Origin of the sequence: Variovorax sp. LjRoot290 (assembly GCF_964253985.1) — a bacterium.
Classification (GTDB): Bacteria; Pseudomonadota; Gammaproteobacteria; order Burkholderiales; family Burkholderiaceae_C; genus Variovorax.
Map to the genome: position 1 here is coordinate 4,662,825 of NZ_CAXURW020000001.1, position 25,763 is coordinate 4,688,587.

Sequence of the window (25,763 nt, forward strand, 5' to 3'; positions counted from 1 at the left end):
TCAGCGCGCACCGCCGGCCGGGCTGCTCCGCGCTCCCGCCGGCATCCACCACAGCGCAGCACAGGCCGAGAGCCCCAGCAAGGCCGACAGCCACAGCGCACCGGCGCCCCAGCGGTCCAGGCTCAGGCCGAAGAGAAAGGGTGCGCCTGCCTGCACCAGGCGCGCGGGCACCATGAGCAGCCCCTGCCGCCGGCCGTAGCCCTGCGAACCGAACAACAGCAGCGGCAAGGTGCCGATCGCGATCGTGAGGATGCCGTTGCCCGCACCATGCAGCGCCGTGAACACCGCCGCGGCCGGCGCGCCCGCGAGCCCGATCGCCACTGCGCCGAGCGGATGCGCCATGGCAGCCAGGCGCGCCGACAGCAGCGGATGAAAGCGCTGCAGCACCGTGAACTCCAGCACGCGTCCCGCCACCTGCGCCGGCCCGACCAGCGCGGCGAAGGACACGGCCAGCGCGAAGCCCACACCGGCCGCTTGCAGCACGCTCGGCAGGTGCGCGGCCATCGCGGTGCTGATGAACCAGGTGACGGCAAACACGTAGGCCATCAGGAAAGCGGCGCGCCGCGCCTCGGCTTCTGAAAGCGGCGCAGCGGGCTCCGGCTTCGCCGGTGCAGCCGCATCCGCCGCGTTCGCGCGCGGCAGCCTGGGCAGGCAGGCATTGAGCGGCAAGCCGATCAGCAGGTGCAGCCCGGCCCAGGCCATGCAGGCGCCGCGCCAGCCGAAGTGCGATTCGAGCGCCGCCGACACGGGCCAGCCGACGGTACTCGCGAAGCCGGCGAACAAGGTGATGCCGGTGATGGCGCTGCGCGCCTCCTGGCCGTGCAGGCGCACCACGGTGGCGAAGGCGGCTTCGTAGAGCCCGCTGCCCATCGCGATGCCCATGAGCGCCCAGGCCAGGAACAGCTGCGGCGTGCTGTCGGCCCATCCCAGCGCAGCCAGGCCGGCAGCGAACACGAGATTGCTCGCGATCAACACCGGTCGCCCGCCGAAGCGGTCGATCGCGCGGCCCGCATAGGGCCCGAGCGCGGCAGAGACGATCAGCGCCACCGAGAACGCGGCGAAGACCGTCGAGGGGGCCATGCCCAGATCGAGCGCCATGGGCACCGCCAGCATGGCGGGCAGGTAGTACGACGAAGCCCAGGCCAGCGTCTGCGCGGTGCCCAAGGCTGCCACTGTCGTGAGCCGGCTCATTCAGCGATCTGATTCTTCTGCTGGCCCGAGGATTCGATCACGTTGGGGTGGCCGGCAGGATGCAGGCGCGGCTCGAAGGCGTTGTGGACGGCCAGGCCGATGAGCGCCCCGATCAACTCTGCGAGCACGAAGCCCGGCGCGCTGGCGGGCGCGATGCCGGCAAAGCTGTCGCTGAACATCCGGCCGAACACCGCCGCCGGATTGGCGAACGAAGTTGACGCGGTGAACCAGTAGGCAGCGCCGATGTAGGCCGCGACCATGGCCGGCGCACGGCCTGCCGGGGCGCGCAGGATGACCAGCAGCAGCCCCGCCGTGGCCACGGCTTCGGCGATCCATTGCCCCGTTCCGCTTCGCAGCTTGGTCGAGAACTGCAGGATGCTCATGTCGAACATCGCGTGGGCCAGCCAGGCGCCGAGCATCGCGCCCACGAGCTGCGCTGCCACGTAGGGCACCAGGCTCGATGCGGGAAGCTCGCGGCGCATGGCCATCACTGCGCTGACGGCCGGATTGAAGTGCGCGCCGCTGATCGGGCCGAAGACCTCGATCAGGATGTACAGGCCGCCGACGGTGGCCAGGGTATTGGCCAGCAAGGCCACGGCGGTGTTTCCGCCGGACAGGCGCTCGGCCATGATGCCGGAGCCGATCACCACGGCGAGCAGGAGCGCCGTCCCCAGCATCTCGGCCAGCAGCTTGCGAGGAAGATCCGTCATGCCGTCAGCTCTGCGAGATCGCGGTGAGCGCCTGCTGCAGGTCTGCGTTGCTCATGGATTCCAGCGGCAGGGCCAGCAGTTGGGTCATGCGGTAGGCGATGGCCTGCCGTGTCAGCTCGAAGGCCACGCGTTTGCCCTCGTCGTCGCCGAGCGCGTTGGAAGGATCGGGATACCCCCAGTGCACCTTGACGGGGCTACCGGGCCAGTACGGGCAGGTCTCCTGCGCCGCGCTGTCGCACACCGTGATGACGATGCGCATCGCCGGCTTGTCGTCGCCGACGAATTCGTCCCAGCTCTTGCTGCGATAGGACGACACATCCACATCGACATGGGTCAACGCTTCCAGCGCGAACGGATTGAGCCGACCACTCGGAGCGCTGCCGGCGCTGAACGCCCGCACGTCCTTGCCGGCCTTCTTGGCCAAGTGGTTGAGCATGCCCTCGGCAAGCACGCTGCGCGCCGAGTTGTGCGTGCAGAGGATCAGCACGTTGGTGGTCATTGGCTAACCTCCGTGCTGCGCACTGCGGTGCGAGCGCCTTCGGGCGGCCGGGCGGCGCTCATGCTGCGGCGGTCTTTCCGGTCTTGCCGATTTCGCGCATTTCATGCTGGAGCGACATTGCATCGAGCCGCGCCAGCGGCAGCGCGAGCATCAGCTCGATGCGCCGCTTGAGCGTGAGCGCCGCATCGTGGAAATGCCGCAGCCTCTCCTCTTCCGAGCCTTCGACGGCGGCGGGATCGGGCACACCCCAATGGGCGCTCATCGGCTGGCCCGGCCATACCGGGCACAGCTCGCCGGCAGCGTTGTCGCAGACGGTGAGCACGAAGTCGAGCCGCGGCGAGTCGGGCTGGGCGAACTCGTCCCAGCTCTTGCTGCGATAGCCTTCGGTCGGCAGGTGCAGCCACGTGAGCGCCTGCAGCGCCAGCCGGTTCACCTTGCCCGTCGGATGGCTGCCGGCAGAGAAGGCCTTGAAGCGGCCGCCGCCGGCACGGTTCATCAGGGCCTCGGCCATGATGGAACGCGCCGAATTGCCCGTGCAGATGAAGAGCACGTTGTAGATCTTTTCAGTCATGGATGGCCTCAGCAGCAGGAGGAAGAAGAGGTCGAAGCGCAGCACGCGGCGGCGGTTGTTTCCGTCGCTTTTGCCTCCCGGAACACGGGGATGTTGCCGAGCGTATGGAACTGCTCCCAAGCCACGCCTTGCGGATCGGTGACCCAGTGCTTCTCGCTGCGCGCATAGCAGCAGGTGGTGGCCCCTTCGTCGAGGAGCTGCGTGTCCGCGGCTTGCGCGCGGGCCTTCAGCTCGGCCAACTCTTCCGGGCTCTCCGCCTGAAGGCCCAGATGATCGACGCCCAAGGCGCCGCCGCGGGTCGAGACCGCGAAATTCAGCGGCGGATCCGCGAGCATCCATTTCGCATAGTCGCTTTCGACGCGCGCCGGTTCGGACGCGAACAGCCTGGAATAGAAGGCGATGCTCGCCTCGAGGTCTTGCACGTTGAGGTGCACATGGAATCGCTTCATGGGGTCTCCTTCAACACGAACAGTCCTGTTCCGCCGGAGTGAGGCACTGCTCGCCCTGGCAGCAGTTCTCGGTGAGATAGCCGAGCAGCGCATTCATCTGCTGGAAGGAAGCGCGATAGATCAGGTTGCGGCCGTTGCGCTCCTGCGAGACCAGCCCCGAATGCATCAGCTCCTTGAGATGGAAGGACAGGCTGGTCGCCGCCACGTTCAGGCTTTCGACCAGTGTGCCGGGCGTCATTCCCCCGGGGCCCGCCACGACCAGCGCGCGGAAAACCTGCAAACGCACCGGCTGGGCCAGCGCAGCCAGGGACCTGACGACATCGTTCTCTTCCATAGTTCAATAATATTTGCATAATCGCAAACATGCAATCCCAAGACCCTGAAATCACCATCTTTCACAACCCGTCCTGCGGCACCTCGCGCAACACGCTGGCCCTGATCCGCAACACCGGCGCCGAGCCGCACGTCGTCGAATATCTCAAGACGCCGCCGAGCCGCGATACCCTGATCGGCCTGATCAAGGCGATGGGGATCACGCCACGCGAACTGCTGCGCCAGAAAGGAACGCCCTACGGCGAGCTCGGCCTCGACGACCCGAAATGGACCGACGAGCAGCTGATCGAGCTGATGTTGGAGCACCCGATCCTCATCAACCGCCCGATCGTCGTGACGCCGCTGGGCACCAGGCTGTGCCGGCCGTCGGAACTCGTGCTGGACATTCTTCCGTCGCCGCAACGCGGTGCGTTCACGAAGGAAGACGGAGAAGCAGTCATCGATGCGCAGGGCCAGCGCGTGCGTCGCGACGCCTGATGTCGATCGGCGGCCAGGATCGAAGGCCGGGGCGTTGCGCATCAAGGACTTGGACGTTCTGACAGACTCAAACGCTGGTTCGTCCGTAGGGCGATAGGATGACCAATCTGCAGCAACAAGGCCCCCGATGCTGATCGCCCAACTGTCTGATGTGCATGTGCGCCGAAAGGGCGAGCTTTACAAAGGCCTCGTGGACTCCAATCGGATGTTCGCTGAAGCCATCGAGCACCTGCGAGGCCTGGATCGCCGTCCCGACCTCGTGCTGCTGACCGGGGATCTCGTGGACGAGGGGCACGCCGACGAGTACGCGAACGTGTGCGAGTTGCTCAAGGCGCTGGACTTGCCCTACCTGATTGTTCCTGGGAACCATGATGAACGGGTGAACTTCACCACGGCGTTCTACAACCACGCCTACCTGCCTGCGGAAGGTCCACTGCACTACTGTGTTGACGAGTTTCCGGTGCGAATCGTTGCACTGGACTCATGCCCACCGGGCGAGCACCACGGGGACGTGACAGCCGATGGGCTGGAATGGCTTCGGGCCACGCTGGATGCCGACCTGGAAAAGCCGACGCTGGTGCTGATGCACCACCCGCCGTTCACTTCCGGCATCCCCTATCTGGACGACTATCGATACTTCGAGGGCGGTCTACTGGCTTCGGTCATCGAGGGACGAAAAAACATCGAAGCTGTGCTTTGCGGCCACGTTCACCGCTCTATGGTTCGTCGATGGGCCGGCACGGTTGTAATGGCGTGCCCAAGCACCACGACGCAAATTGCCTTGCGCTTGGCCCCTGGCGCAGAGCCGTGTTCATATGCTGGCCCTCCGGCGTGCCTCCTCCATCTGTGGACGGCAGAGGGTCTGGTCAGCCACATCAGTTACATCGGTGAGTTCGAGGGGCCGTACCCGTTTTTCTGAAGACTCCTCACGGAGCCATCGCATGAACTCTGCAGTTGACTCGGTCACGACGCGCAATTGAACGAATGACACCGACTGGTCAAGGCTTGTCCTTGACTTGCCGACGACTCGCAACCAGTTCGAGGAATCCAGTCGCCGCATCACGCTCGCGCAGCAACTCCCATTCCGGTGCCTGCACAAGAAGCAGTTCGGCGGTGGTCCTCACCACGTTGCCATACACGACGTGTCCGCCCCTCACATGTCCTTCTGAAGACGCGATGCTCATGTGCAGATGGGCGCCCTGACGAGTCACTGTGCCAGACAGCGTGAGGATCTCGAATGGCCCCTCGTAACGAGCCTCCTCGCTCTCGCCGGCGAGTCGAAGTCTTGGATCGATGAGACTGCCGATCCCGCAAAGGACGAAGGCACCATCCTGAAATTGATCACGACCCAGTGACTCCAGGGCGTGCCTGAGATCGCAGCCGGGCGGAAGGCGGACGGGCAGCTGGTGCATGCGCGAAGCGTACACCGGCGCCCAGTCATCGCGACGAATCCGTCCCACGGGCCGATCGCTGTTCATCGCGGATAGCCCACTTGTCAACCAGTCTGTTCCGCAGTTTGCATACGTCCGCCAAACTGCGTTGTTGAAAGGCGTTCGAGACTCTGCGGCTAGTGAGGGGTACTTCTTCCCGAGACTAGCGTTGCGTCGCGCGCAGCCTCGAGAACTGGCGGCATGCGTCGAGCATTGCTTCTGGCGGGGCAAGCCGCTCTCGGGCCCAGACACCGCCAATGCGCCTTGCAGTTCACCAGTCACTCCAAAGACAGGCGCGACAGCCGATGCAGTCCCAGGGTCTCGCTCTGCTTGCGGGCAAACCGAACGTTGAGCGCGAATGACGGCTACTGGCTGCGGATTCTGCCGCACGAACTCGAAGCAGATCTCCCGGAGCGCTCGCACCCGTCTCCCTATTGGGTTGGAATCTGCGCCTCGATCTCCTTGATCACAGTCTCTTTCTCTCGGTTGTAGACCTGAGGGTTGGCGGGGTCTACAGCGTGAGCTCGATCCTTGGCTTCCTCGTACTTCCTGCGCAAATCCGGGCGGCGATTGAGGACGTCCATAAAGGCCACAGAGTCCTTGTGAACTGGATCGCCCCGATGGCAGATGTGAATGTTGATGTTGAAACGCCGCCCATCATGCAAGACCGACGCGCAGACGTACGGCTTCTCATCCCTGTCCACCCACACCGACCGACGGTGAAAACCAGCACGCTCGAACGCTTTCTGCTCCTCCCGAAGATCCTCGCGGGCCGTGATCGCCGCAACGTCGATCATGGGCTTTCCGCGTAGCCCGGCCACGGCCGTACTACCGATATGAACGAATTCAACACCTGCTAGGCGCACCCGCGCGTACTCCTGCACCTTGGTAAAGATTTCGGCGTAGGCGGGGTCATACGGCACGATGTTCCGATGCTCAAGTCCTTCGTCGAATCGCTCAATCTCCATGTGGCGTTCTGGTGTGAAGTACGAAAACCCCGTATGACGGCTCATGGCCCGATTCCGGCTGTTGCCCGCATTCTTCCCTTCCATGCTGCCGCCGAGCCCTCACGCCGACTCCATTGGCCACTCCTCCTAGCGTTCACCGCCGGAGGCCATGGCGCGCCCGCGTGGGCGCCAGTTCAAACCAAGCTGAAAAAATTCAGGGTAGGTTGAAAACCGACACCTGATCCGCCCCACGTCGATCGAAGCTGACCACAACCCTTCGCGACCGGCGCTATCAGCTGCTTTGCTAGACTCGCGCCCTTCATGCGCCGCATCCTCTACATCGTGTTGATGCTCTTGCTGCCGCTCCAGTGGTCCTGGGCCTCGGCGGCGAGCGTCTGCGCGCATGAAGAGCAGGGTCAAGCTACCCACTTCGGCCATCATGAGCACGCCCATCAGGGGGCGGCACATGCCGATGAGCCAACAGGTGACAGTCAGGCCGGCTCGCTCGCGGACCACCCCGATTGCGGCGTCTGCCACGGGTTGACCTCCGCCGTTGTCCCCGCCTCGGACAGTGGCCCGGGACCTTCTGCCCATCGCACCTTCTATGTGCCTTATGCGTCAGCAGTGCCTGACCGCTTCGTCGAAACGCTCCTCAGACCGCCATTGACGCTCGTCAGCTGACAGGCTGACGAGGCGGTGCTTCCTTCGGCGCCCTCTGGGTGCGCCGCCCCTCGTCGGGTTCATGAACCAGCGGGCCCATGCGCCCGTCATCGCGACGAGATTTCACATGAAAAGAAGACGCTGGGATATTCCCGGTGCGCTGGCAGCTGCCTTTCTGGCCTACGGCTTGCCCGCGCAAGCGCAACTGCCCCCGACGGGTGGTGAAACCATCAAGCAAGGCTTTGAAGCCGCATGGGCGCGTCAGCCCGAACAGCGCGCCGCAGCGTTGCGCCGCGACGCTGCAGTCGCCGGCGAGCGTGCGGCGCAGCGCTGGAGCCCAGAGCCGCCTGCCTTGGACTTGACCGCCAAGAGCGACCGAACAACGAACAACAGCGGTGCCCGCGAGTACGAAGCCACTGTCGCTATGCCACTATGGTTGCCGCGCGAACGCTCGCGTTCACTGGCCGCTGCCTCGGCCGAATCCGTGGCAGTGGAGGCGCGGCTGCTCGCAACGCAGTGGCGACTGGCCGCAGAGGTTCGCGAAGCCCACTGGGCCCATCAACGCGCTCGCCTTGAGCGTTCGCTGGCACAGCAGCGACTGGAGAATGCGCAGCAGCTTGCTGCGGACGTCGCTCGGCGCGTCAAGGCGGGCGACCTGGCGCGCTCCGATGGCCACCAGGCGGAGGGCGCGGTGGCTGCGGCCGACAGCGCGGTCGCCGAAGCGACCGTCGCGTTGTCGCAGGCGGCCCAACGCTGGACTTCCCTGACCGGCAAGGCAGCGCCCGCCAGGGATGAGGTCATATCTGAAGTAGCCCCGCCGGCGGCAATGCCCGATGCCACGCATCCAACCCTGCGGGAACTGGCGGCACGGGCCGACGTCGCACGACGACAGGCTGAACTCGCCGGCGCACAGACACGCGCCAATCCCGAGTTGAGGCTCGGCGTCTCCAGGGAACGCGCAGAGCTCGGAGAGCGATACGCCCAAGCGCTCGTCGTCGGTGTGCGCATTCCGCTCGGTTCTCACAGCCGCAGCGAATCGAAGATCGCGACCGCCGGTGCCGAACAGCTCGAAGCCGAGACCCAGCTTTCATTGGAGCAAGCGCGTATCGAGGCGGAGGTCCAAGCCGCAAGAGAGCGCGTCGCCGCGCTCACGACAGCGGTCGCGGCGGCGGAGCGTCGCAGTCGGCTTGCCGGCGAATCACGCGCCTTCTTCGCGAAGTCCTTCCGCCTCGGCGAAACGGACCTGCCAACCCGCCTGCGTGTCGAACAGGAGGCCACCGACGCCGAACGCCAGGCGACTCGCAGCCGCATCGAACTCGCAGCAGCCATCTCGCAATGGCGCCAATCGCTCGGCCTGTTGCCCGAGTAAGTCATGAAAGAACAAGCAATGAATCCAAGAAACATGCTGGCGGGCCTGGGCCTTGTGACCGCCGTGTGCGCCATGCCGGCCCGGGCAGCCGACGAACACGGGCACGACCATGGCGCGCCAACCGCACCCAGCGGCCCGGCCTTGCCGCGCTTTTCGGCCGTCTCCGAAGTCTTCGAACTGGTGGGCGTGGTCAACGGCAAGCAGCTGACCGTCTACCTCGACAGCTTCGAGAACAACGCTCCCGTGAAAGATGCAAAGGTCGAGCTCGAAATCGGTGGCGCGAAAGTCGCGCTCCAACAGCACGCCGAAGGCCAGTACGAGGGCGCTCTTGCGCAAGAACTCAAGCCTGGCGTCATCGCGGTCACCGCCTCCATCGTGGCAGGCAAGGACGCCGACCTTCTGGCGGGAGAGTTGGGCTTGCACGAGGAGGCTGCCGCTCACGACGCGCGCAAGCGCGGATGGCCACAGTACGCGGCGTGGGCCACCGGCGCCGTTCTGGTACTCGCAGCGCTTGCCTGGCTCGGGCGACGCGCCGCCGGCGCTCAACGTGCGCGCGTGGGAGGTGAAGCGTGATTGCAAAGTTCATATTCGCTGCCCTTGTCGGCTGCGCCGCGTCCGCCTGGGCTGCAGACGAACATGGCCACAACCACGGTGAGTCCTCTCCGGCGGCAAGCTCGAACGGCCCCAGCCGGCAACCCGACGGCAGCGTCTTCCTTCCGAAGTCGGCGCAGCGGCAGCTCTCCGTGCGAACCGCAGTGGCCAAAACCGAGGAACTGGCGCGCACCGTCGAACTGGCTGGCAAGGTCACGATGGACCCGAACGCCGGGGGCAAGGTGCAAGCAACGACGGCCGGCCGCGTCGAGCCGGGTCCGCAAGGCTTGCCCACGGCCGGTCAGCCGGTTCGCAAAGGCGAGGTTCTGTCATACGTGGTTCCGTCCACGGCCCCGCTGGAGCGCTCGGTCCAATCCGCTCAACTGGCGGAACTGCGGTCCTCTCGGGCACTTGCTGAAAAGCGCCTGGCCAGGCTCAAGGAGCTGTCGGACACAGTCCCACGAAAGGAAATCGAAGCAGCCGAGGCAGAACTCGCCAGCCTGGGTGCGCGAGCCAGCGCCGTGAGTGCTGGCCTGACCGGACGGGAAGCACTGGTTGCACCGGTGGCCGGCGTCATTGCCTCGTCCCACGTGGTCGCAGGCCAGGTGGTCGATGCGAGAGAGCTCATCTATGACATCGTCGACCCCGGTCGGCTGAGCATCGAGGCGCTCTCCTTCGACGCTGAGCTCGGGGCGAATGTCGGAGGTGCAACGCTCGCCATCGGCAACGAGCGCGTACCGCTTCAGTTCCTCGGCGCCACTCGCACGCTGCGCGAACAGGCGCTGCCGCTGAGTTTCACGGCCCGCGGCGCGGCGCTGGCCAAGCTGGCGGTCGGGCAACCCGTCAAGGTCTATGTGCAGACGCGGTCGAAGGTGGAAGGCATTGCCGTTCCGGCGGCCTCGCTGATGAAGAACCCGTCGAACCAGACCATCGTGTGGGTCAAGACCGCGCCGGAGAAGTTCGAGCCGCGCGTCGTGAGCGCCCTGCCGCTCGACGGCGTGTCGGTAGCGGTCACTTCAGGCCTGAAGGCAGGCGACCGTGTGGCGACGCAAGGCGCAAGCCTCATCAACCAAGTCCGCTGACGGGAGCCACGCATGTTCAAGTGGCTACTGAGTAGCAGCCTGTCCAATCGGCTGCTGGTGCTGATCACGAGCGTCGTGTTGATGGCCTATGGTGCGTGGACCCTGTCGCGCACACCGGTGGATGTGTTTCCCGACCTCAACAAGCCGACGGTCACCATCATGACCGAGGCGGGCGGCATGGCCGCCGAGGAGGTGGAACAGCTCATCACCTTCCCGCTCGAGACAACGATGAACGGGCTGCCCGGTGTCGAGACCGTTCGCTCGGTGTCCTCGGCCGGGCTGTCGTTCCTCTATGTGACCTTTGGCTGGGACACCGAGATATTCCGCGCCAGGCAGATGGTGTCGGAGCGCCTGGCGTCGATGGAAGAAGGCTTGGCGGAGGGTGTGGTGCCCCGGATGGGACCCATCAGTTCCATCATGGGCGAGATCATGCAGATCGCGATCCCGGTGGACACCGGGAAGATCTCGCCGATGGCGGTGCGCGAGTACGCGGACTGGATACTCCGGCCTCGGTTGATGGCGATTCCCGGCGTTGCTCAGGTGATTCCCATCGGCGGCGAGGTACGGCAGTTCCAGGTACAGCCCAACACCACGCGCATGGCAGAGCTGGGCATCACGCACGATCAGCTGGAGGCCGCGCTCAAGGGCTTTTCATCCAACACCTCGGGCGGCTTCCTGGAGCTCAACGGCCGCGAGTACCTCATCCGGCATCTGGGCCGCACCTCGCTGCTCGACGACCTCAAGAACCTGGCACTCACGTCGCGCAATGGCCAGGCCATCCTGCTGCGCCAGATTGCAGACGTCAGCTTCGCTGCCGCGCTCAAGCGCGGCGACGCGGGCTTCGAGGGCAAGCCCGCCGTGATCCTGGGCATCCAGAAGCAGCCCACGGCGGACACCATTTCGCTCACCCAATCCATCGAGGCCGCCCTGGACGGCATGAAGGCGTCCCTGCCCGCAGGCATGGACGCGCCGAGAGTGACCTTCAGACAGGCCAGTTTCATCGAGGCTTCGATCGACAACCTCCAGTGGAAGCTCGTCGGGGCGTCGGTGTTCGTCGCGGTGATTCTGTACTTCTTCCTGGGCACGCTGCGGCCGACCGTCATCGCTCTCACCGCCATCCCGGTCTCGATCCTGATGGCGGCGCTGGTGTTCAGGTACTTCGGCCTCTCCATCAACACCATGACGCTGGGAGGCCTGGCCGTCGCGGTCGGCGGCCTGGTCGACGACGCGGTGGTCGGGCTGGAGAACGCCATCCGTCGCTTGAGGGAAGACCGGGCCAGGCATCCGGACCATCGGCTCAATCCAGTCGAAGTCGTTGCGCGAGCCACCATGGAAGTTCGCTCATCCATCCTCTACGCCACCATCATCATCGTTCTCGTCTTTGTGCCGCTGTTCGCCTTGCCGGGCATGGAAGGCAGGCTGTTCGTTCCGCTGGGCGTCGCGTTCATCGTCTCGACGCTCGCCAGCCTCGTCGTGTCGGTGACCGTGACGCCGGTGCTGTCGTACTACCTGCTGCCACGGATGAAGTCGCTCGACCATGGCGACACGAAGCTGTTGGCCTGGTTGAAGGCCCGGTATGCGCGCGGCCTGCAGAAGGTGCTCGGCCAACCCAAGGGCGCCATCGCTGCCGGCTGCATCGCGGTGCTGGTGTCGCTCGCGGCGGTGCCCTTCTTCCCGACGACATTCCTGCCTCCCTTCAACGAGGGGACCTTGCTTGTCGGAATGCGCTTGAACCCGGGCGTCACGCTGGCCGAGACCGCGGCGCTGGCACGCCGGGCCGAAGTGCTGATCAAGCAGGTGCCTGAGGTGACGCACGTCGGGCGCCGAAGCGGGCGCGCCGAACTCGACGAGCATGCCGAGGGTGTGCACGTCAGCGAACTGGACGTGGGACTGAAGCCGCCGGGCGAGCTGACACGGTCGATGGGGGACATATCCGCCGATATTCGCGCTCGGCTTGTGAACCTGCCGGCCGCGATCGGCATCGGGCAGCCCATCTCGCACCGCATCGACCACATGCTTTCGGGCGTGCGCTCGCAGATTGCCATCAAGATCTTTGGTGAAGACCTGGACACGCTTCGCGGCCAGGCCGATGTGTTGCGCGCCAAGCTGGCGGCCATCCCGGGAATCGCTGACCTGGAGATCGAGAAGCAGGTCCTGGCGCCCCAGATCAAGGTCCGGGTGGACTATGCGGCCGCGGCGCAGTATGGCGTCCCGGCGCCCCAGGTACTGAAGGCGCTGCAAAGCCTGGTGGAGGGCGAGAAGGTCACGCAGATCGTCGAGGGCGGCCGCCGTTTCGCGCTGGTCGTGAAGCTGCCGGAATCCGCACGCTCCGCAGAAGGGCTGCAGCACATCCTCATCGAGACGCCGTCCGGCCGTGTTCCGCTGTCGAAGCTTGCCTCCATCGAAGAAGGCGACGGTCCGAATCAAATCAGCCGCGACGACGGCAAGCGGCGCATCGTCCTGTCGGCCAACGCGCAGGGACGTGCGCTTTCCGACATCGTGACGGACATGCGGCGCGTCGTGGCGCAGACCCGGCTGCCCGAAGGCTACTTCGTGACGCTCGGCGGCCAGTTCCAGGCGCAGGAAGAAGCTTCCCGGCTGGTCGGCCTGCTGTCGCTGGTTTCCCTGACCTTGATGTTCGTGGTGCTCTACAGCCGCTACCAGTCGACCAAGCTCTCGCTGCTCATCATGGCGAACATTCCGTTGGCCCTTGTGGGTGCGGTCGTGGGCTTGTGGCTCTCGGGTCAGCCGCTTTCCGTGGCGGCACTTGTGGGCTTCATCACGCTGGCTGGCATTTCGGTCCGCAACGGCATCCTGAAAGTCAGCCACTACGTCAATCTGATGCGTTTCGAAGGTGAAAGCTTCGACCAGAAGATGATTGTTCGCGGCTCGCTCGAGCGGCTGGCGCCGGTGCTGATGACTGCGCTCGTGACTGCATTTGCGCTGGCTCCGCTGCTGTTCGAAGCCGAGCAGCCGGGCACCGAGGTTCTTCATCCGGTCGCTGTCGTCATCTTTTCCGGCCTGATCAGTTCGACGCTTCTGGACACCTTCCTGACGCCGGCGATGTTCTGGCTCTTCGGCCGCAATGCTGCAGAGCGGCTTGCGGAGACCAAGGGTCAGGATGCTCTGTAACCGTCTTTATTCAACCAACCAAGAAAAGGATTCTTCATGAAAAAGCAAGCATGGATGGCCGCCCTGGCCCTGGCTGTTGCCGGCGGCGCTTTTGCTGCGGGCGACCACAAACACGACGACCACACGCCGCGGCATGGAGGCCTGGTCGCTCCGGGGAAAGAAGCGGACTTCGAGCTGGTGGCCAAGCCCGACACGCTGCAGCTGTACCTCAGCGACCACGGCAAGCCGATGGACCTTTCCAAGGCCTCGGCCAAAGTCACCTTGCTCGAAGACGCCGAGAAGACGGAGGTCGAGCTCAAGCCCGCCGGCGACAAGCTGGAAGCCAAAGGCAGCTTCAAGGTGGCTGCCGGCACGAAGGCGGTGGCCGTGGTGACGAACTCGGGCAAGACCTTGGGGACAGCGCGCTTCACTCTGAAGTGATGGCGTTCTGCGCGGGATGGCTCGCGAACGCGGTCTCACGGCCGCCGGCTCGGCGCCGGTGCGCCAGGTACCAGGCAGCTGGAATCACCAGCATGCTCAGCAGGGGAGCCGTCACCATGCCTCCCACCATGGGCGCAGCGATTCGAGTCATGACTTCCGAGCCGGTTCCGCTTCCCCACATGATGGGTAGCAGACCTGCCATGACCACGGCCACTGTCATCGCCTTGGGACGAACGCGCAGCACCGCTCCCTCGCGGATGGCGGCAAGCAAGGTCTCGTCGTTCATCGGCGCTCCAGCCTCGATGCGTCGTGCAAGGGAATTCTTGAGGTAGATGAGCATGACGACGCCGAACTCGGCGGCCACGCCGGCGAGCGCGATGAATCCGACGGCCGTGGCTACCGAGATGGAGTGATCCAGCGCCCAGACCAGCCAGAACCCACCGATGAGCGAGAACGGCACCGCCGCCATGACCAGCGCAGCATCACCGAAGGACCTGAACAGCAAATACAGCAACATGAAGATTACCGCCAAGGTGGCGGGCACCACGAGTTTGAGCCGCTGCGTGGCGCGCTCCAGATACTCGAACTGCCCGGACCAGGACACTGCGTAGCCGGCAGGCATCGTCACCGATCTGGCCACTGCAACCTGCATGTCATTGACGACCGACCTGAGGTCTCGGCCCCGGACATCCACATAGACCCAACCGGACAGGCGCGCGTTCTCGCTCCGCAGCATCGGCGGGCCTTCCTCGATGCTGACCTTCGCCACGTCCTGCAGGAGCAACTGCGCACCCTTGTCTGTCACGAAGGGCAGCTCTCGCAGGCGCTGCAGCGAGTCGCGAATCTCTCGGGGGTAGCGGACATTGATGGGATAGCGTTCCCGGCCCTGGATCACTTCGCCGACGTTGTCGCCGCCGACAGCGGTCGAGACGATGGCCTGAACGTCCGCCACGGACAGTCCGTAGCGAGCTGCGGCGAGCCGGTCCACGTCGACATCGATGTACCGGCCGCCAGTCAGTCGCTCGGCCAATGCCGAGGACACGCCCGAGACGCCCCTGACTGCGGCTTCAATTTCCGTCGTCAGGCGGTCGATGGTGGCCAGGTCCGCACCGGCCACCTTGATGCCGACAGGGCTCTTGATGCCGGTTGCCAGCATGTCGATGCGGTTGCGGATGGGTGGCACCCAGACATTGGTCAGTCCGGGCACCTTCACGACGCGGTCCAGTTCTTCGACCAGCTTGTCGGGCGTCATGCCGGGTCGCCACTGTTCGCGCGGCTTGAACTGGATGGTCGTCTCGAACATCTCGAGCGGAGCCGGGTCGGTCGCGGTGTCGGCGCGACCGGCCTTCCCGAAGACGCGTTCGACCTCAGGCACCGTCTTGATGAGGCGGTCCGTCTGCTGCAGGAGTTCCGACGCTTTGGAAACTGAAAGTCCCGGGAAGGCCGATGGCATGTAGAGCAGGTCCCCCTCGTCCAGCGGCGGCATGAACTCGCCGCCGAGGCGCATGGCGGGTATGGCCGTCAGGGCCAGCAACAGCGCCGCGACCATCAGCGTGGCTTTGGGAAAGCGAAGCACGGCTTCAAGCGCGGGTCGATATGCCGCCATGAGGAAGCGGTTCACAGGATTCGCCGACTCGTGAGGGATGCGCCCGCGGATCAGGTAGCCCATCAGCACAGGTACCAGCGTCACCGACAAGCCGGCCGCCGCCGCCATCGCATAGGTCTTCGTGAACGCCAATGGCGAGAAGAGGCGGCCCTCCTGCGCTTCGAGTGAGAACACGGGCACGAAGGAAAGCGCGATGACCACCAGCGAAAAGAAGAGAGCCGGACCGACCTCGATGGACGCCGAGCCGACCAGTTGCCATCGCTCAGGCGTTGTCGGATTCCTGCCATGCTTCGACTCGAATGCCTCAAGGTGCTTGTGGACGTTCTCGACCATCACGATGGCTCCGTCGACCATCGCCCCGATGCTGATGGCGATGCCCCCGAGCGACATGATGTTCGCGTTGACACCTTGCCAATGCATGACGATGAACGCGGCGAGCACGCCAATCGGAAGCGCGACCACCGCTACGAGCGCCGAGCGCAGGTGGAACAGGAAGATGGCACAGACCAGCGCGACCACGGCGAACTCTTCCAGCAGCTTGAAGCGCAGGTTCTCGACGGCGCGGTCGATGAGCAGGGACCGGTCGTACGTCGGCACCACCTCGACGCCGGCCGGGAGACTCGGCTTGAGCGTCTCGAGCTTCGCCTTGACGGCCTCGATGGTCGTGCGCGCGTTCTTGCCCGAGCGCATGACGACCACACCGCCTGTGACCTCCCCCTGGCCGTCCAGCTCGGCAATGCCGCGGCGCATCTCCGGGCCGATCTGCACCGTGGCCACGTCGCGCAAGAGCACCGGAGTCGTGCCCGAAACTGCGAGCGGAATCGTGCGGAAGTCGCTCAGCGACTTCAGGTAGCCGCGCGAGCGCACCATGTACTCGGCTTCTGCAAGCTCCACGACCGAGCCGCCCGACGCCTGGTTGGCTTTCTGCAAGGCAGCGACGACCGTCGCTTGCGTGATGCCAAGGGCACGCATGCGGTCGGGGTCGAGCACCACTTGGTACTGCCGCACCATGCCACCGATGCTCGCGACCTCGGCCACGTCCGGGATGGTCTTCAGCTCGAACTTCAGGAACCAGTCGTTGAACGCACGCAGCTGTCCGATGTCATGCTTGCCCGAGCGGTCCACGAGCGCGTATTCGTAAACCCATCCGACCCCCGTTGCATCGGGTCCCAGAGATGCATTCGCCCCTGCGGGCAACCTGCTCTGTACCTGGTTGAGGTACTCCACGACGCGCGAGCGGGCCCAGTACGGGTCCGTCTTGTCGTCGAAGAGCACGTAGACGAACGAGTCCCCGAAGAAGGAGTAGCCGCGAACGGTCCTGGCGCCCGGCACGCTGAGCATCGTCGTCGTCAGTGGATAGGTGACGAGGTCCTCCACCACCTGTGGCGCCTTGCCGGGAAATGGCGTCCGGATGATGACCTGTACGTCCGACAGGTCCGGCAATGCGTCCACCGGTATGCGGGCAGCCGACCAGACACCGGCGACCGTCAGGAACAGCGTGGCGATGAGCACCAGGAATCGATTGCCGATCGACCATCGAATGAGCGCGGCAATCATTTCTTCATGCCCGGTTGCACGCGCTGCACCGAGAGCAGCTCATAGCCCATGGGCCCGCCCTCCTTGAACTCGAATCGGACGGCATCGCCTCGCCTCACGTCCGCGAACGCCTGGAGATTCGGCTTGGAGAAGCCCATCGTCATGGCCGGCCAGTTGAGGGACGGCACGGGGCCATGGGAGATCGTGATGCCGTCCGGTTCAACGCTCTCGACCTTGCCGTCCGCCACGTGGGTCTGGGATGCTTTCCCACCCGGCGATGGGGTGGTGGATGCGGGCGGCGCGGCAGGTGCCGACATGCTCCCCAGCACCGAGCGCAGCCGGGCCTCGGAGTCGATCAGGAACTGACCGCTCGCGACCACCTGGTCCCCTTCGTTCAGTCCTTGGACGACCTCGACATCGTCACCCAGGTCCAAGCCGAGTGCTACATCACGCGGTTCGAATGCGCCGTCGTCCTTGCGGACGATGACCACCGCGCGCTTGCCGGTGCGGATGATCGCCTCGGCCGGTACGACCCGCCGGATGCTCGTCGGTCCCGCCACCTGCAGACGCAGCAGCATGCCGGGCGTGAGCTTGCCGTCCTTGTTGTCGACCTCGAAGCGCGCCTTCAGCGTGCGCGTGTTCGCATTGAGCTCTGGAAGTATTTCCTTGAGCTCGCCCTCGAAGGTTTGAGTGGCATCCGCCTGAAGCGCCGCCTTGACCTTCTGACCACGGCTCAAGCGCACCGCCTGAGCTTCCGGAACCTCGGCCACGGCCCAGACCTTCTCAAGGCCGGCGATGCGAAACAAGGTCATGCCGGGCGTGACGGCAACGCCTTCCCGGACACCCAGTTCGGCGACGACCCCGCCTGTTGGCGCGCTCAGGGTGAAGCGCGCCTGCGCGGCCCCGATCTCTTCGCTCTGGCGAATGAGTTCGGCCGGAATCGACATGGCACGCATCCGTTCGCGCGCTGCAGCGATGAGGTCGGGCGCGACCCCGGCGCGCTTGAGCGCAAGCAGCTCGTTCTGCGGCCCGAGCCAGTCCGGCGCGAAGATGGTGGCCAAGGCCTGGCCTTTGCGTACGCGCTCCATCGGCGCACGTACAGCCAGGCGTTCGACGTATCCCGCGACCCGCGTCTGGACGGCCACGTTCAAGCGCTCGTCGAACTGCACCGCACCTATGGCGTCGAACGAGCTCGAGGTCTCTGCACGTCGCACGGTGGCGTAGCGGATGCCCAGGTTCTGTTGCACAGTGGGGCTCACTTTGACACCAGAGGTGCTTTGGTCACTGTCGGCGTAGACCGGAACGAGCTGCATGTTCATGAACGGCGACTTGCCCGGCTTGTCGAAGCGCGGGCCCGGAACCATCGGGTCGTGCCAGTAGAGGACCTTGCGGCCGTCCGGGGACGAAGCGGCGCCGCTTGCTTCGGCACTCAGGCCTTCGTTGCTCGTGTGCCGTCCCAGGAAGAAGCCGGCGCCGGCGAGGACCGCACCGGCGACGATGAGAAGCGCGGTGACGCGAGTGCCTTTCATTGGTCGGCTCCTTGTGCGAGTGGCTTGAATGCAAGCTGCGCTTGAACCTTGGCGAGGTCGCGTTGAAGTGCCAGGAGCTTCCGCTGCGCTTCCACTTCGGCGTGCCTCGCCTCGAACAGCGTCATGAGCGTGCCCTGATTCGATCGATATGCGGCAGTGGCCACGGTGGTCCGTTGCCGGGCTGGGGTCACGACGCCGGAGCGATATCGCTCGATGCGTTCGAGCAACCGTTGGGCGTCGCTGGCAAGCGTTCGGTATTCGGCGGTGGCTGCGCGGCTGACCTCGGAAAGCTCTGCCTCGGCCTTGTCGGCCAGCGCGAGCTTCGCTGCGGTCTCTCGGTCCTGGCGCTCCGAAGGGGCCACTCGAAGCGGAATGCTCACTCCGAACGACACCATGTCCGAGTAGCCGGTGCGCTGTCCATAGGAAAGCTCCCAAGTCCAGTTGGGCTTGCGCTCCGAGGCGGCGACGGCGGCAACCTGCTTGGCCACTTCGATGTCGAGCTGCTTCGTCACGACAGTCGGATGCCCTGCGACGTACGCTTGCTCCGTAGGCAATGACAGCGCGTTCACGGGTGCCAACTCGTCGGCCTGGGTGCCGACCCAACGCTGCAACGACAGCTTGGCCACGCCTTGCTGCTGGCGCACTTCGGCCGATTCGTCCTCCGCCGTACCTCGCGCGCCGGTCAGAGCAAGCACTTCCTGGCTGCTGCCCGCTGAGGACGCCAAGCGGGCACGCGCCGCCTCCAACTCCTCATGCGCGTGATGCTCCATGAGCGTCGTCAGCTTCTGCGCCTCGCCGGCGTAGAAAGCGTCGAGGTAGGCGAGCGCGGTGTTCAGCCGGGTTTCGGCGACTGCTGTCCGAGACTGGATTCCTTCGCGGGCGACGGCGGCCTCGGCCGCCGCCTGGCGAGCGGCTCGCTTGTCGCTCGACAGCCATTCCTGGCTGATGCCGACGCGCTTCATCGTCATCGAATCGCGCGCAGTGCTGAACCGGTCGCCCCCGGTCACCGGCAGGTTGTCGACGCCGGCGCGCAGCATCGGGTCCGGAAGCTGGCCGGCCGCTCGGGCGGCCTCCGACGCGCTCGTCACCCCAGCTCGCGCGGCGCGAGCGGATTCGGAGCGTTTGACGGCCAGGTCGATCGCCGTCTCGAGGGTCAGGGGTGCTGCCGCTACCAGGCAGGGAAGCAGTGCGGCGGCCAAGGCGGCTGCACGCAGGAGGTGGGATGGCATGAAAACTCCGAAGACGAATGAGGCATCAGCTGGCGAGCGGACGAGCCGCGCCAGCGCCGGTCAGTCGACGGAGATTTCAGACTCGGAGTCTGCGAGTGGAAAGAAAAACGGGGTCGGGCGGAGGTCGGACCTCCGGCGTCGCTGCGACGGGAATCGCCGCCGCGAGCTGTGCCTCCATCACAACAGGCACGACCAGCACCTGCACGATGGCCGGGAGCGACGGGGTGGCCAGCTTCACCGGCTCGAACGACAGCGACATGTCGGCTGCGTGCTGGTGGCAGAGCACCGGCTGCGCCGAATCCATGCCTTCACAGGGTTCGCCTGCGGCCATCATTTCCGCCATCGCGACTGCGTCCGCGGCGCCAGGGCAGACGTAGTTCGCGAGCGCCAGCTGTGAGAACAGCAGTGACAGGACCACGAAGAACGCGGTCATGCGGCGATGGAGCGAGCGGCGGCACATAACTGCAGAGAGTTTAGCGATCTGGCTTTGGTCGCGCTCGAACATGCGGGTCTTCCCTTAATTTTTCGGACCGACTGCCGATATAGGTCTGTCTTTTCTCTTTTTTGACCTTCTCGTCTTCCGGAGCCTCCCATGTTTCTGAGCACTATCTCGATAGCCAAGCGATTGGCCATCGTGCTGGGCGTGATCCTCGCCCTTTTCCTGGCAAGCAGCGTGATTGCGGCATTGAAGCTGCGGCAGCTGGGCGTCGAGATCACCGGCATGGTCCAGGACAACGTCAGAACCGAACGCGCCGGCGCCGACTGGCTGCGCCACACCACATCGGGCGTGCAGCGGGCTGCTGCCATCGCCAAGAGCAGCGACGCCAGCCTGATCGCCTACTTCGCACCCGCCACCGCGGCATCGATCAAGGAAACCAACGAGCTGCAGAAGTTCATCGAAGGACAGATGGTCAAGCCCGAGGAACGCGAGCTGTTCCAGAAGGTGGGCGAACTGCGCAAGGACTACCTCGCGGCGCGCGAGGAAGTCAGCAAGCTCAAGCTGGCCGGCGACCTCGAAGGTGCCGGCCGCGTCTTCAGCGCGCGCTTCGAACCGACTTCGGTCAGCTACCTGGCGGGCGTGAAGCAGATGGTCGACCTGCAGCGTGCAGGGCTCGATGCCGCGGCGCAACGTGCCGAGGGCCTGCGCGCCCAGACCACGATGCTGCTGATCGTCTGCTCCACGCTGTCGCTGATCTTCGGCACCCTGCTGGCCTGGTTCCTGGCGCGCAGCATCACGCATCCGCTGCGCCGGGCGGAGACCATGGCGCAGTCGATCGCCGACATGGACCTGACCGGTGCGCCGCAGGCAAGCTATGCCAACGACGAGACCGGCCGTCTTCTGCGCGCCATCGACCTGATGCGCACGGCATTGCAGAAGTCGCTGCAGCAGGTGCAAGGCGTGGTGGTGAATGTCTCGACGGCCTCGAGCCAGATTGCTTCGGGCAACCAGGATCTTTCTTCGCGCACCGAGGAGCAAGCCAGCTCGCTGGAGCAGACCGCGGCGTCGATGGAAGAACTCACCAGCACGGTGAAGCAGAACGCCGACAACGCGCGCCAAGCCAATCAGCTGGCGCTCTCGGCCTCCGAAGTGGCGGTCAAGGGCGGCGATGTGGTCAGCCAGGTGGTCCACACCATGGCCTCGATCAATGCCTCGTCCAAGAAGATCGTCGACATCATCGGCGTGATCGACGGCATTGCCTTCCAGACCAACATCCTGGCCTTGAACGCAGCGGTCGAAGCCGCGCGTGCCGGCGAGCAGGGCCGAGGCTTTGCGGTGGTGGCTTCCGAAGTGCGCAACCTGGCGCAACGCTCGGCCGCCGCGGCCAAGGAAATCAAGGGCCTGATCGACGATTCGGTCGGCAAGGTCGATGCCGGCAGCCAACTGGTCGGCGAAGCCGGCAAGACCATGGAAGAGATCGTGGGCAGCGTGAAGCGGGTGACCGACATCATCGGCGAGATCACGGCGGCGAGCCACGAGCAGACGCAGGGCATCGAGCAGATCAACCAGGCGATCACGCAGATGGACCAGGTAACGCAGCAGAACGCGGCGCTGGTGGAAGAGGCCGCGGCTGCGGCGCAGTCGCTTCAGGAGCAGGCCGGCAGCCTGTCGCAGGCCGTCAGCGTGTTCAAGCTCGACGGGCAGCAGCAAGTCATCCGGCCCGTGGTTCCCCTCCCGCGCAAGGCAGCAGCGCAACCGGCCCGGGCCCGACAAGCCATCGCCGCGCCGCAACGCAAGCAGCTCGCCGCAGCGGGCACGGCCACCGGTGGCGGAGACTGGGAAACGTTCTGAGTTTTGCCCCAGGCCGTCAGGCCGCCACCTGCAGCCGCGCCGCCCGCTTGAGCGCCTGCGGCGGCTGCCCGAAGGCGCGATGGAATGCGCGGCGCATGCGTTCCGGGTCGGCGAATCCCGCCTTTTCCGCGACCCGGTCGATCGAGTGCCCGTCCTCGATCAGCGCGCGGGCAGTTTCCACGCGCAGCTTCTCGACCGCGCGGGCCGGCGACTGGCCCGTCTCGGCGAGGAAGGCGCGGCTGAACTGCCGCGGGCTCAGATGGGCCACGTCCGCCAGCTGTTCGACCGACAGCGCGAGATGCAGGTTCTTCTTGGCGTAGTTCAACGCGTCGTGGATGCGCTCCGATCTCGGCTCGAGTTCGAGGAAGGCGGAGAACTGCGACTGCCCGCCGGTGCGGTGCGAGTGGACGACGAGCTTGCGCGCCACCGCGCGTGAGACCTCGGTGCCGAGATCGCCTTCGACCAGCGCCAGCGAGAGATCGATGCAGGCCGTCATGCCGGCCGATGTCCACACCGTGCCGTCGATGATGTAGATGCAGTCCTCCTCCACTTTCACGTGCGGGAAATTTCGCTGCAGCTCCCGCGCGAAGTGCCAGTGCGTGGTCGCGCGCCGGCCGTTGAGCAGCCCGGCCTCGGCCAGCACGAAGGCGCCGGTGCAGATGCTGCCGACGCGGCGCGACTTCTTCGCCGCGTCGCGCAGGAAGGCCAGCAGTGCCGGCGATGAGGGCGCGATGTCCATGGTGCCGGCGACCAGCAACGTGTCGAACTTCGCGCTGCCGAAGGCACGGGTCTCGACCTGCACGCCGGAGGAGCTCTTCACCGGCCCGCCCTCTTCCGACACCACCTCCAAGGCGTACGCAGGCCTGGTCGCGGCCGCGTTGGCGAGCTCGAAGACCGAGACCACCACCATGTCCAGGATCTGGAAGCCCGGAAAAACCAGCAATCCGACGCGTTTCATCACTTTGTCCTAAAACGAGGGAAACATGACTTTTAAGTCGCAAGTCTGCGACCTAATGTTCGTCTTGTCAATCCGCCGTTTTTTCGAACCCCAAGGACACACATCATGAGCAAGCAGGCATCCCAAAGCACCGCGCTGATCACCGGCGCGTCATCCGGCATCGGCGCGGTCTACGCCGACAGGCTCGCGCGGCGCGGCCACGACCTCATCCTCGTGGCGCGCAACCGCTCGCGGCTCGACGCGCTCGCCGAAAGGCTGGGGCGCGAGACCGGGCGCCGCGTCGAGGTCATGGTCGCCGACCTGGGCGCAGCGGCCGACCAGCGGCGTGTCGAGGAACGCCTGCGCACCGATCCCTCGATCACCATGCTGATCAACAACGCCGGCATCGGCGCCACCGCATCTCTGATCGAGTCCGACCCGGACGAGCTGGAGATGATGATCCGGTTGAACGTGATTGCGCTCACCCGCCTGGCGCGCGCCGCCGCGCCCGCGTTCGTTGCGCGCGGCAGCGGCACGGTGATCAACATCGCGTCGATCGTCGCGCTGTCGCCGGAGCTGCTGAACGGCAGCTACAGCGGGACCAAGGCCTACGTGCTCAACCTCAGCCAGTCCCTGCACCACGAGCTGGGCGACAAGGGCGTGCAGGTGCAGGCCGTCCTGCCCGGCGCGATCCGCACCGAGTTCTGGGACGTGGCGGGCATGCCGGTGTCGAACCTGCCGCAGGAGATGGTGATGTCGGCCGACGACCTGGTCGATGCGGCACTGGCCGGCCTCGATGCGCGCGAGCTGGTGACGATCCCCTCGCTGCCGGATGCCGGCGACTGGCAGCGCTTCGAGGCGGCGCGGCGCGAAATGGTGCCGAAGCTCTCGCGCGCGCGGCCGGCCGAACGCTACACCGCCGGCCAGACGGCAGCGTGAGCGAAGTCGCTCAGACCACGCGCACCGAGAGGTTGGGCAAGCCGTCGATGTGAATCTCGATCAGGTCGCCGCGCACCACGGGACCGACGTTTTCCGGCGTGCCCGAATAGATGATGTCGCCGGGCATCAGCTCGAAGGCCTGCGACAGGCGGCTGATCTGCTCCGCGACCGACCAGATCATGTGCTTGAGCGTCGCGCTCTGCTTGGTCTGGCCGTTGACCTTGAGCCAGATCGCCCCATCGGCGAAGTGGCCGACTTTCGCGACGGGATGGATCGGGCCGACCGGCGCGGAGTGATCGAAGCTCTTGCCGATCTCCCACGGCTTCTTCTGGTCGCCCATCTCGCGCTGCAGATCGCGCCGCGTCATGTCCAGGCCGAGTGAATAGCCGTACACGTGAGCGAGCGCCTGGTCGATCGCGATGTTGCTGCCGCCCCTGGACAAGGCGACGACCAGTTCCACTTCGTAGTGGTAGTTCTTCGTCAGGCTCGGATAGGGATGGTCGGCCACGGCGCCGGGCATGACGACCTGGATCGCGTCGGCCGGCTTCTGGAAGAAGAAAGGCGGCTCGCGGGTCGGATCGGATCCCATCTCGCGCGCATGGGCGGCGTAATTGCGGCCGATGCAATAGATGCGCCGCACCGGGAACACCTGTTCGCTGCCGACGATCGGAATCGACGACGAGGCGATATCGAATGGCGTGCTCGGGGAGCGCGCAGCGCCGGCCGGCAGGGCACAGCCGGCGATGGCCCCGCTGGCCATGGCGGCGGAGCTTGCCAACAGGTTGCGACGTGAACTGGACATGGTTTGTTCTCCTTCATAGTTTGAGCGCGAGCCATTCTTGGCCGGGATGCCGCCATCATTCCGCACGCATCTACGCAGAACGAGGACGCGTCTACGATGGCGCGATGCCGACCACCTCGCCCCGCCCTTCCAGCCTCCGCCTCTACGGCATGCAGGAGCGCGCCGACCACCTCGACTTCGACATCCGCTTCGAGGGTGCGCGCGATGTCCTCGCACAGCCCCATCGGCACGAGTACTTCCAGATCCAGGTGGGCATCGAAGGCGGCTCGCAGCAGCTCATCGGCGGCGCGGTGCGGCCGTTCGGCGCCGGGTACTTGAGCTTCGTGCTGCCCTACCGCGTGCACGTGGTTCCCCATCCCGTCGGCGCGCGCTATGCCATCGTCAATTTCGACCAGGGCTTTCTCTGGCCGGAGCTCGATGTGGAGCCACTCGACCTGGAAGAAGTCTCGATCGCCCGCCAGCCCGAGCTGGCTCCGTTTCTCTTTCAGGAGTACGTCGACTTCCACTTCGACGATGCGGATTTCACCCGCATCCTCGGCTGGCTGGACGAGATGTCGGCGCTGAACCGGGCGCGGCGCCTCGCAACGCGAAGCGCGATCCGCGGCATCGTGCTGCAACTGCTGGGGCTGGCCTGCCAGCGGCACGAGGCGCGGCTGCAGGAGCAGGCGGGGCGGCACAGCAGCGGCGGCAGCTCGCGGCACGATGCGCTGCAGCGCGTGATGCGCTACGTGCGCGAACACCTGCACGAGGAGATGTCGCTCAACGATGCGGCCGCCACGGCCACGTTGTCGCCGAACTACCTCGCGCACCTGCTGAAGAAGCAGACCGACCGCACATTCACCGAGCTCGTGACCGAGCGGCGCCTCGAACACGCCAAGGAACTGCTCCTCAGCTCCGGCATTCGCATCGGCGACGTCGCGCACCAATGCGGCTTCGGCGATGCGGTCTACTTCAGCCGCCGGTTCCGGCAATGGACCGGCATGACGCCGCGGCAGTTTCGCGACGAAGCGCGGGCCTTGCGCGCGCCGGCGTGA

The 25,763-nt window shown here is 65.6% G+C and carries 25 protein-coding genes; 11 read left to right on the forward strand and 14 right to left on the reverse strand.

Annotation, left to right across the window (positions count from 1 at the left end):
- Genes ACSQ9A_RS23135 through ACSQ9A_RS23160 form a run of 6 tightly spaced genes read right to left on the reverse strand, consistent with a single transcriptional unit; the run spans position 1 to position 3,754 of the window.
- Positions 1 to 1,191 (reverse strand): MFS transporter, encoded by a 1,191-nt coding sequence (locus ACSQ9A_RS23135; RefSeq protein WP_436305329.1) that lies wholly within the window; start codon positions 1,189 to 1,191, stop codon positions 1 to 3.
- Complete coding sequence (locus tag ACSQ9A_RS23140; RefSeq protein WP_436305330.1) at positions 1,188 to 1,901, reverse strand: MIP/aquaporin family protein; 714 nt, start codon at positions 1,899 to 1,901, stop codon at positions 1,188 to 1,190. The genes ACSQ9A_RS23135 and ACSQ9A_RS23140 overlap by 4 nt, the downstream gene beginning before the upstream one ends.
- A gap of 4 nt (positions 1,902 to 1,905) precedes the next feature.
- Complete coding sequence (locus ACSQ9A_RS23145) at positions 1,906 to 2,400, reverse strand: arsenate reductase ArsC (RefSeq protein ID WP_436305331.1); 495 nt, start codon at positions 2,398 to 2,400, stop codon at positions 1,906 to 1,908.
- 58 nt (positions 2,401 to 2,458) lie between these two features.
- Positions 2,459 to 2,971 (reverse strand): arsenate reductase ArsC, encoded by a 513-nt coding sequence (locus ACSQ9A_RS23150; RefSeq protein WP_436305332.1) that lies wholly within the window; start codon positions 2,969 to 2,971, stop codon positions 2,459 to 2,461.
- 8 nt (positions 2,972 to 2,979) lie between these two features.
- Positions 2,980 to 3,420 carry an ArsI/CadI family heavy metal resistance metalloenzyme gene (locus ACSQ9A_RS23155; protein WP_436305333.1) on the reverse strand — a complete coding sequence of 147 codons (441 nt, stop codon included), beginning with the start codon at positions 3,418 to 3,420 and terminating at the stop codon, positions 2,980 to 2,982.
- A 10-nt stretch (positions 3,421 to 3,430) separates the two neighbouring features.
- The gene (locus ACSQ9A_RS23160; protein WP_436305334.1) at positions 3,431 to 3,754 is read right to left on the reverse strand and encodes an ArsR/SmtB family transcription factor; all 324 of its coding nucleotides are present in this window, start codon (positions 3,752 to 3,754) and stop codon (positions 3,431 to 3,433) included.
- Positions 3,755 to 3,783: 29 nt separating this feature from the next.
- Here ACSQ9A_RS23160 and arsC point away from each other — a divergent pair, with 29 nt between their 5' ends.
- The gene (arsC, locus tag ACSQ9A_RS23165) at positions 3,784 to 4,230 is read left to right on the forward strand and encodes an arsenate reductase (glutaredoxin) (RefSeq protein WP_436305335.1); all 447 of its coding nucleotides are present in this window, start codon (positions 3,784 to 3,786) and stop codon (positions 4,228 to 4,230) included.
- Between the two features lie 127 nt (positions 4,231 to 4,357).
- Positions 4,358 to 5,149, forward strand: a complete 792-nt coding sequence (locus ACSQ9A_RS23170) for a phosphodiesterase (protein WP_436305336.1) — start codon at positions 4,358 to 4,360, stop codon at positions 5,147 to 5,149.
- 79 nt (positions 5,150 to 5,228) lie between these two features.
- Here ACSQ9A_RS23170 and ACSQ9A_RS23175 read toward each other — a convergent pair whose 3' ends face one another.
- Positions 5,229 to 5,642 carry a PPC domain-containing DNA-binding protein gene (locus ACSQ9A_RS23175; RefSeq protein ID WP_436305337.1) on the reverse strand — a complete coding sequence of 138 codons (414 nt, stop codon included), beginning with the start codon at positions 5,640 to 5,642 and terminating at the stop codon, positions 5,229 to 5,231.
- 449 nt (positions 5,643 to 6,091) lie between these two features.
- Positions 6,092 to 6,673, reverse strand: coding sequence for a GrpB family protein (locus tag ACSQ9A_RS23180; RefSeq protein ID WP_436305338.1), 582 nt, complete (start codon positions 6,671 to 6,673; stop codon positions 6,092 to 6,094).
- A 255-nt stretch (positions 6,674 to 6,928) separates the two neighbouring features.
- Between ACSQ9A_RS23180 and ACSQ9A_RS23185 the strand changes: the two genes are divergently transcribed.
- The 6 genes from ACSQ9A_RS23185 (at position 6,929) to ACSQ9A_RS23210 (ending at position 13,861) form a co-directional block, all read left to right on the forward strand.
- Positions 6,929 to 7,288, forward strand: a complete 360-nt coding sequence (locus ACSQ9A_RS23185; RefSeq protein ID WP_436305339.1) for a DUF2946 family protein — start codon at positions 6,929 to 6,931, stop codon at positions 7,286 to 7,288.
- 61 nt (positions 7,289 to 7,349) lie between these two features.
- A complete protein-coding gene (locus ACSQ9A_RS23190; protein WP_436305340.1) occupies positions 7,350 to 8,636 on the forward strand; it encodes a TolC family protein in 1,287 nt (428 codons plus the stop codon).
- 33 nt (positions 8,637 to 8,669) lie between these two features.
- Entirely contained in the window at positions 8,670 to 9,209 is a 540-nt protein-coding gene (locus ACSQ9A_RS23195) for a hypothetical protein (protein WP_436305341.1), read from the forward strand.
- The gene (locus tag ACSQ9A_RS23200) at positions 9,206 to 10,309 is read left to right on the forward strand and encodes an efflux RND transporter periplasmic adaptor subunit (RefSeq protein ID WP_436305342.1); all 1,104 of its coding nucleotides are present in this window, start codon (positions 9,206 to 9,208) and stop codon (positions 10,307 to 10,309) included. Before ACSQ9A_RS23195 ends, ACSQ9A_RS23200 begins: the two co-directional genes overlap by 4 nt.
- Positions 10,310 to 10,321: 12 nt before the next feature.
- Positions 10,322 to 13,441, forward strand: a complete 3,120-nt coding sequence (locus tag ACSQ9A_RS23205; protein ID WP_436305343.1) for an efflux RND transporter permease subunit — start codon at positions 10,322 to 10,324, stop codon at positions 13,439 to 13,441.
- A 36-nt stretch (positions 13,442 to 13,477) separates the two neighbouring features.
- Complete coding sequence (locus ACSQ9A_RS23210) at positions 13,478 to 13,861, forward strand: hypothetical protein (protein ID WP_436305344.1); 384 nt, start codon at positions 13,478 to 13,480, stop codon at positions 13,859 to 13,861.
- Here ACSQ9A_RS23210 and ACSQ9A_RS23215 read toward each other — a convergent pair.
- From ACSQ9A_RS23215 to ACSQ9A_RS23230, 4 genes are all read right to left on the reverse strand, one after another.
- Positions 13,848 to 17,024: an efflux RND transporter permease subunit gene (locus ACSQ9A_RS23215; RefSeq protein WP_436305345.1), complete on the reverse strand. Its 3,177-nt coding sequence runs from the start codon at positions 17,022 to 17,024 to the stop codon at positions 13,848 to 13,850. The genes ACSQ9A_RS23210 and ACSQ9A_RS23215 overlap by 14 nt on opposite strands.
- Positions 17,021 to 18,532 carry an efflux RND transporter periplasmic adaptor subunit gene (locus ACSQ9A_RS23220; RefSeq protein WP_436305346.1) on the reverse strand — a complete coding sequence of 504 codons (1,512 nt, stop codon included), beginning with the start codon at positions 18,530 to 18,532 and terminating at the stop codon, positions 17,021 to 17,023. Before ACSQ9A_RS23220 ends, ACSQ9A_RS23215 begins: the two co-directional genes overlap by 4 nt.
- Entirely contained in the window at positions 18,529 to 19,761 is a 1,233-nt protein-coding gene (locus tag ACSQ9A_RS23225) for a TolC family protein (protein WP_436305347.1), read from the reverse strand. Before ACSQ9A_RS23225 ends, ACSQ9A_RS23220 begins: the two co-directional genes overlap by 4 nt.
- A 76-nt stretch (positions 19,762 to 19,837) precedes the next feature.
- Positions 19,838 to 20,266 carry a hypothetical protein gene (locus ACSQ9A_RS23230; RefSeq protein WP_436305348.1) on the reverse strand — a complete coding sequence of 143 codons (429 nt, stop codon included), beginning with the start codon at positions 20,264 to 20,266 and terminating at the stop codon, positions 19,838 to 19,840.
- 87 nt (positions 20,267 to 20,353) lie between these two features.
- On the opposite strand from ACSQ9A_RS23230, the gene ACSQ9A_RS23235 reads away from it, so the two are divergent.
- Positions 20,354 to 22,051, forward strand: a complete 1,698-nt coding sequence (locus ACSQ9A_RS23235) for a methyl-accepting chemotaxis protein (protein ID WP_436305349.1) — start codon at positions 20,354 to 20,356, stop codon at positions 22,049 to 22,051.
- 16 nt (positions 22,052 to 22,067) lie between these two features.
- On the opposite strand, the gene ACSQ9A_RS23240 is transcribed toward ACSQ9A_RS23235, so the two are convergent.
- A complete protein-coding gene (locus ACSQ9A_RS23240) occupies positions 22,068 to 23,009 on the reverse strand; it encodes a GlxA family transcriptional regulator (protein WP_436305350.1) in 942 nt (313 codons plus the stop codon).
- Between the two features lie 105 nt (positions 23,010 to 23,114).
- On the opposite strand from ACSQ9A_RS23240, the gene ACSQ9A_RS23245 reads away from it, so the two are divergent.
- The gene (locus ACSQ9A_RS23245; RefSeq protein WP_436305351.1) at positions 23,115 to 23,927 is read left to right on the forward strand and encodes an SDR family NAD(P)-dependent oxidoreductase; all 813 of its coding nucleotides are present in this window, start codon (positions 23,115 to 23,117) and stop codon (positions 23,925 to 23,927) included.
- Positions 23,928 to 23,937: 10 nt separating this feature from the next.
- Here the strand turns inward: ACSQ9A_RS23245 and ACSQ9A_RS23250 are convergent, their stop codons facing one another.
- The gene (locus ACSQ9A_RS23250) at positions 23,938 to 24,729 is read right to left on the reverse strand and encodes a fumarylacetoacetate hydrolase family protein (protein ID WP_436305352.1); all 792 of its coding nucleotides are present in this window, start codon (positions 24,727 to 24,729) and stop codon (positions 23,938 to 23,940) included.
- A gap of 104 nt (positions 24,730 to 24,833) precedes the next feature.
- On the opposite strand from ACSQ9A_RS23250, the gene ACSQ9A_RS23255 reads away from it, so the two are divergent.
- Complete coding sequence (locus ACSQ9A_RS23255) at positions 24,834 to 25,763, forward strand: AraC family transcriptional regulator (RefSeq protein WP_436305353.1); 930 nt, start codon at positions 24,834 to 24,836, stop codon at positions 25,761 to 25,763.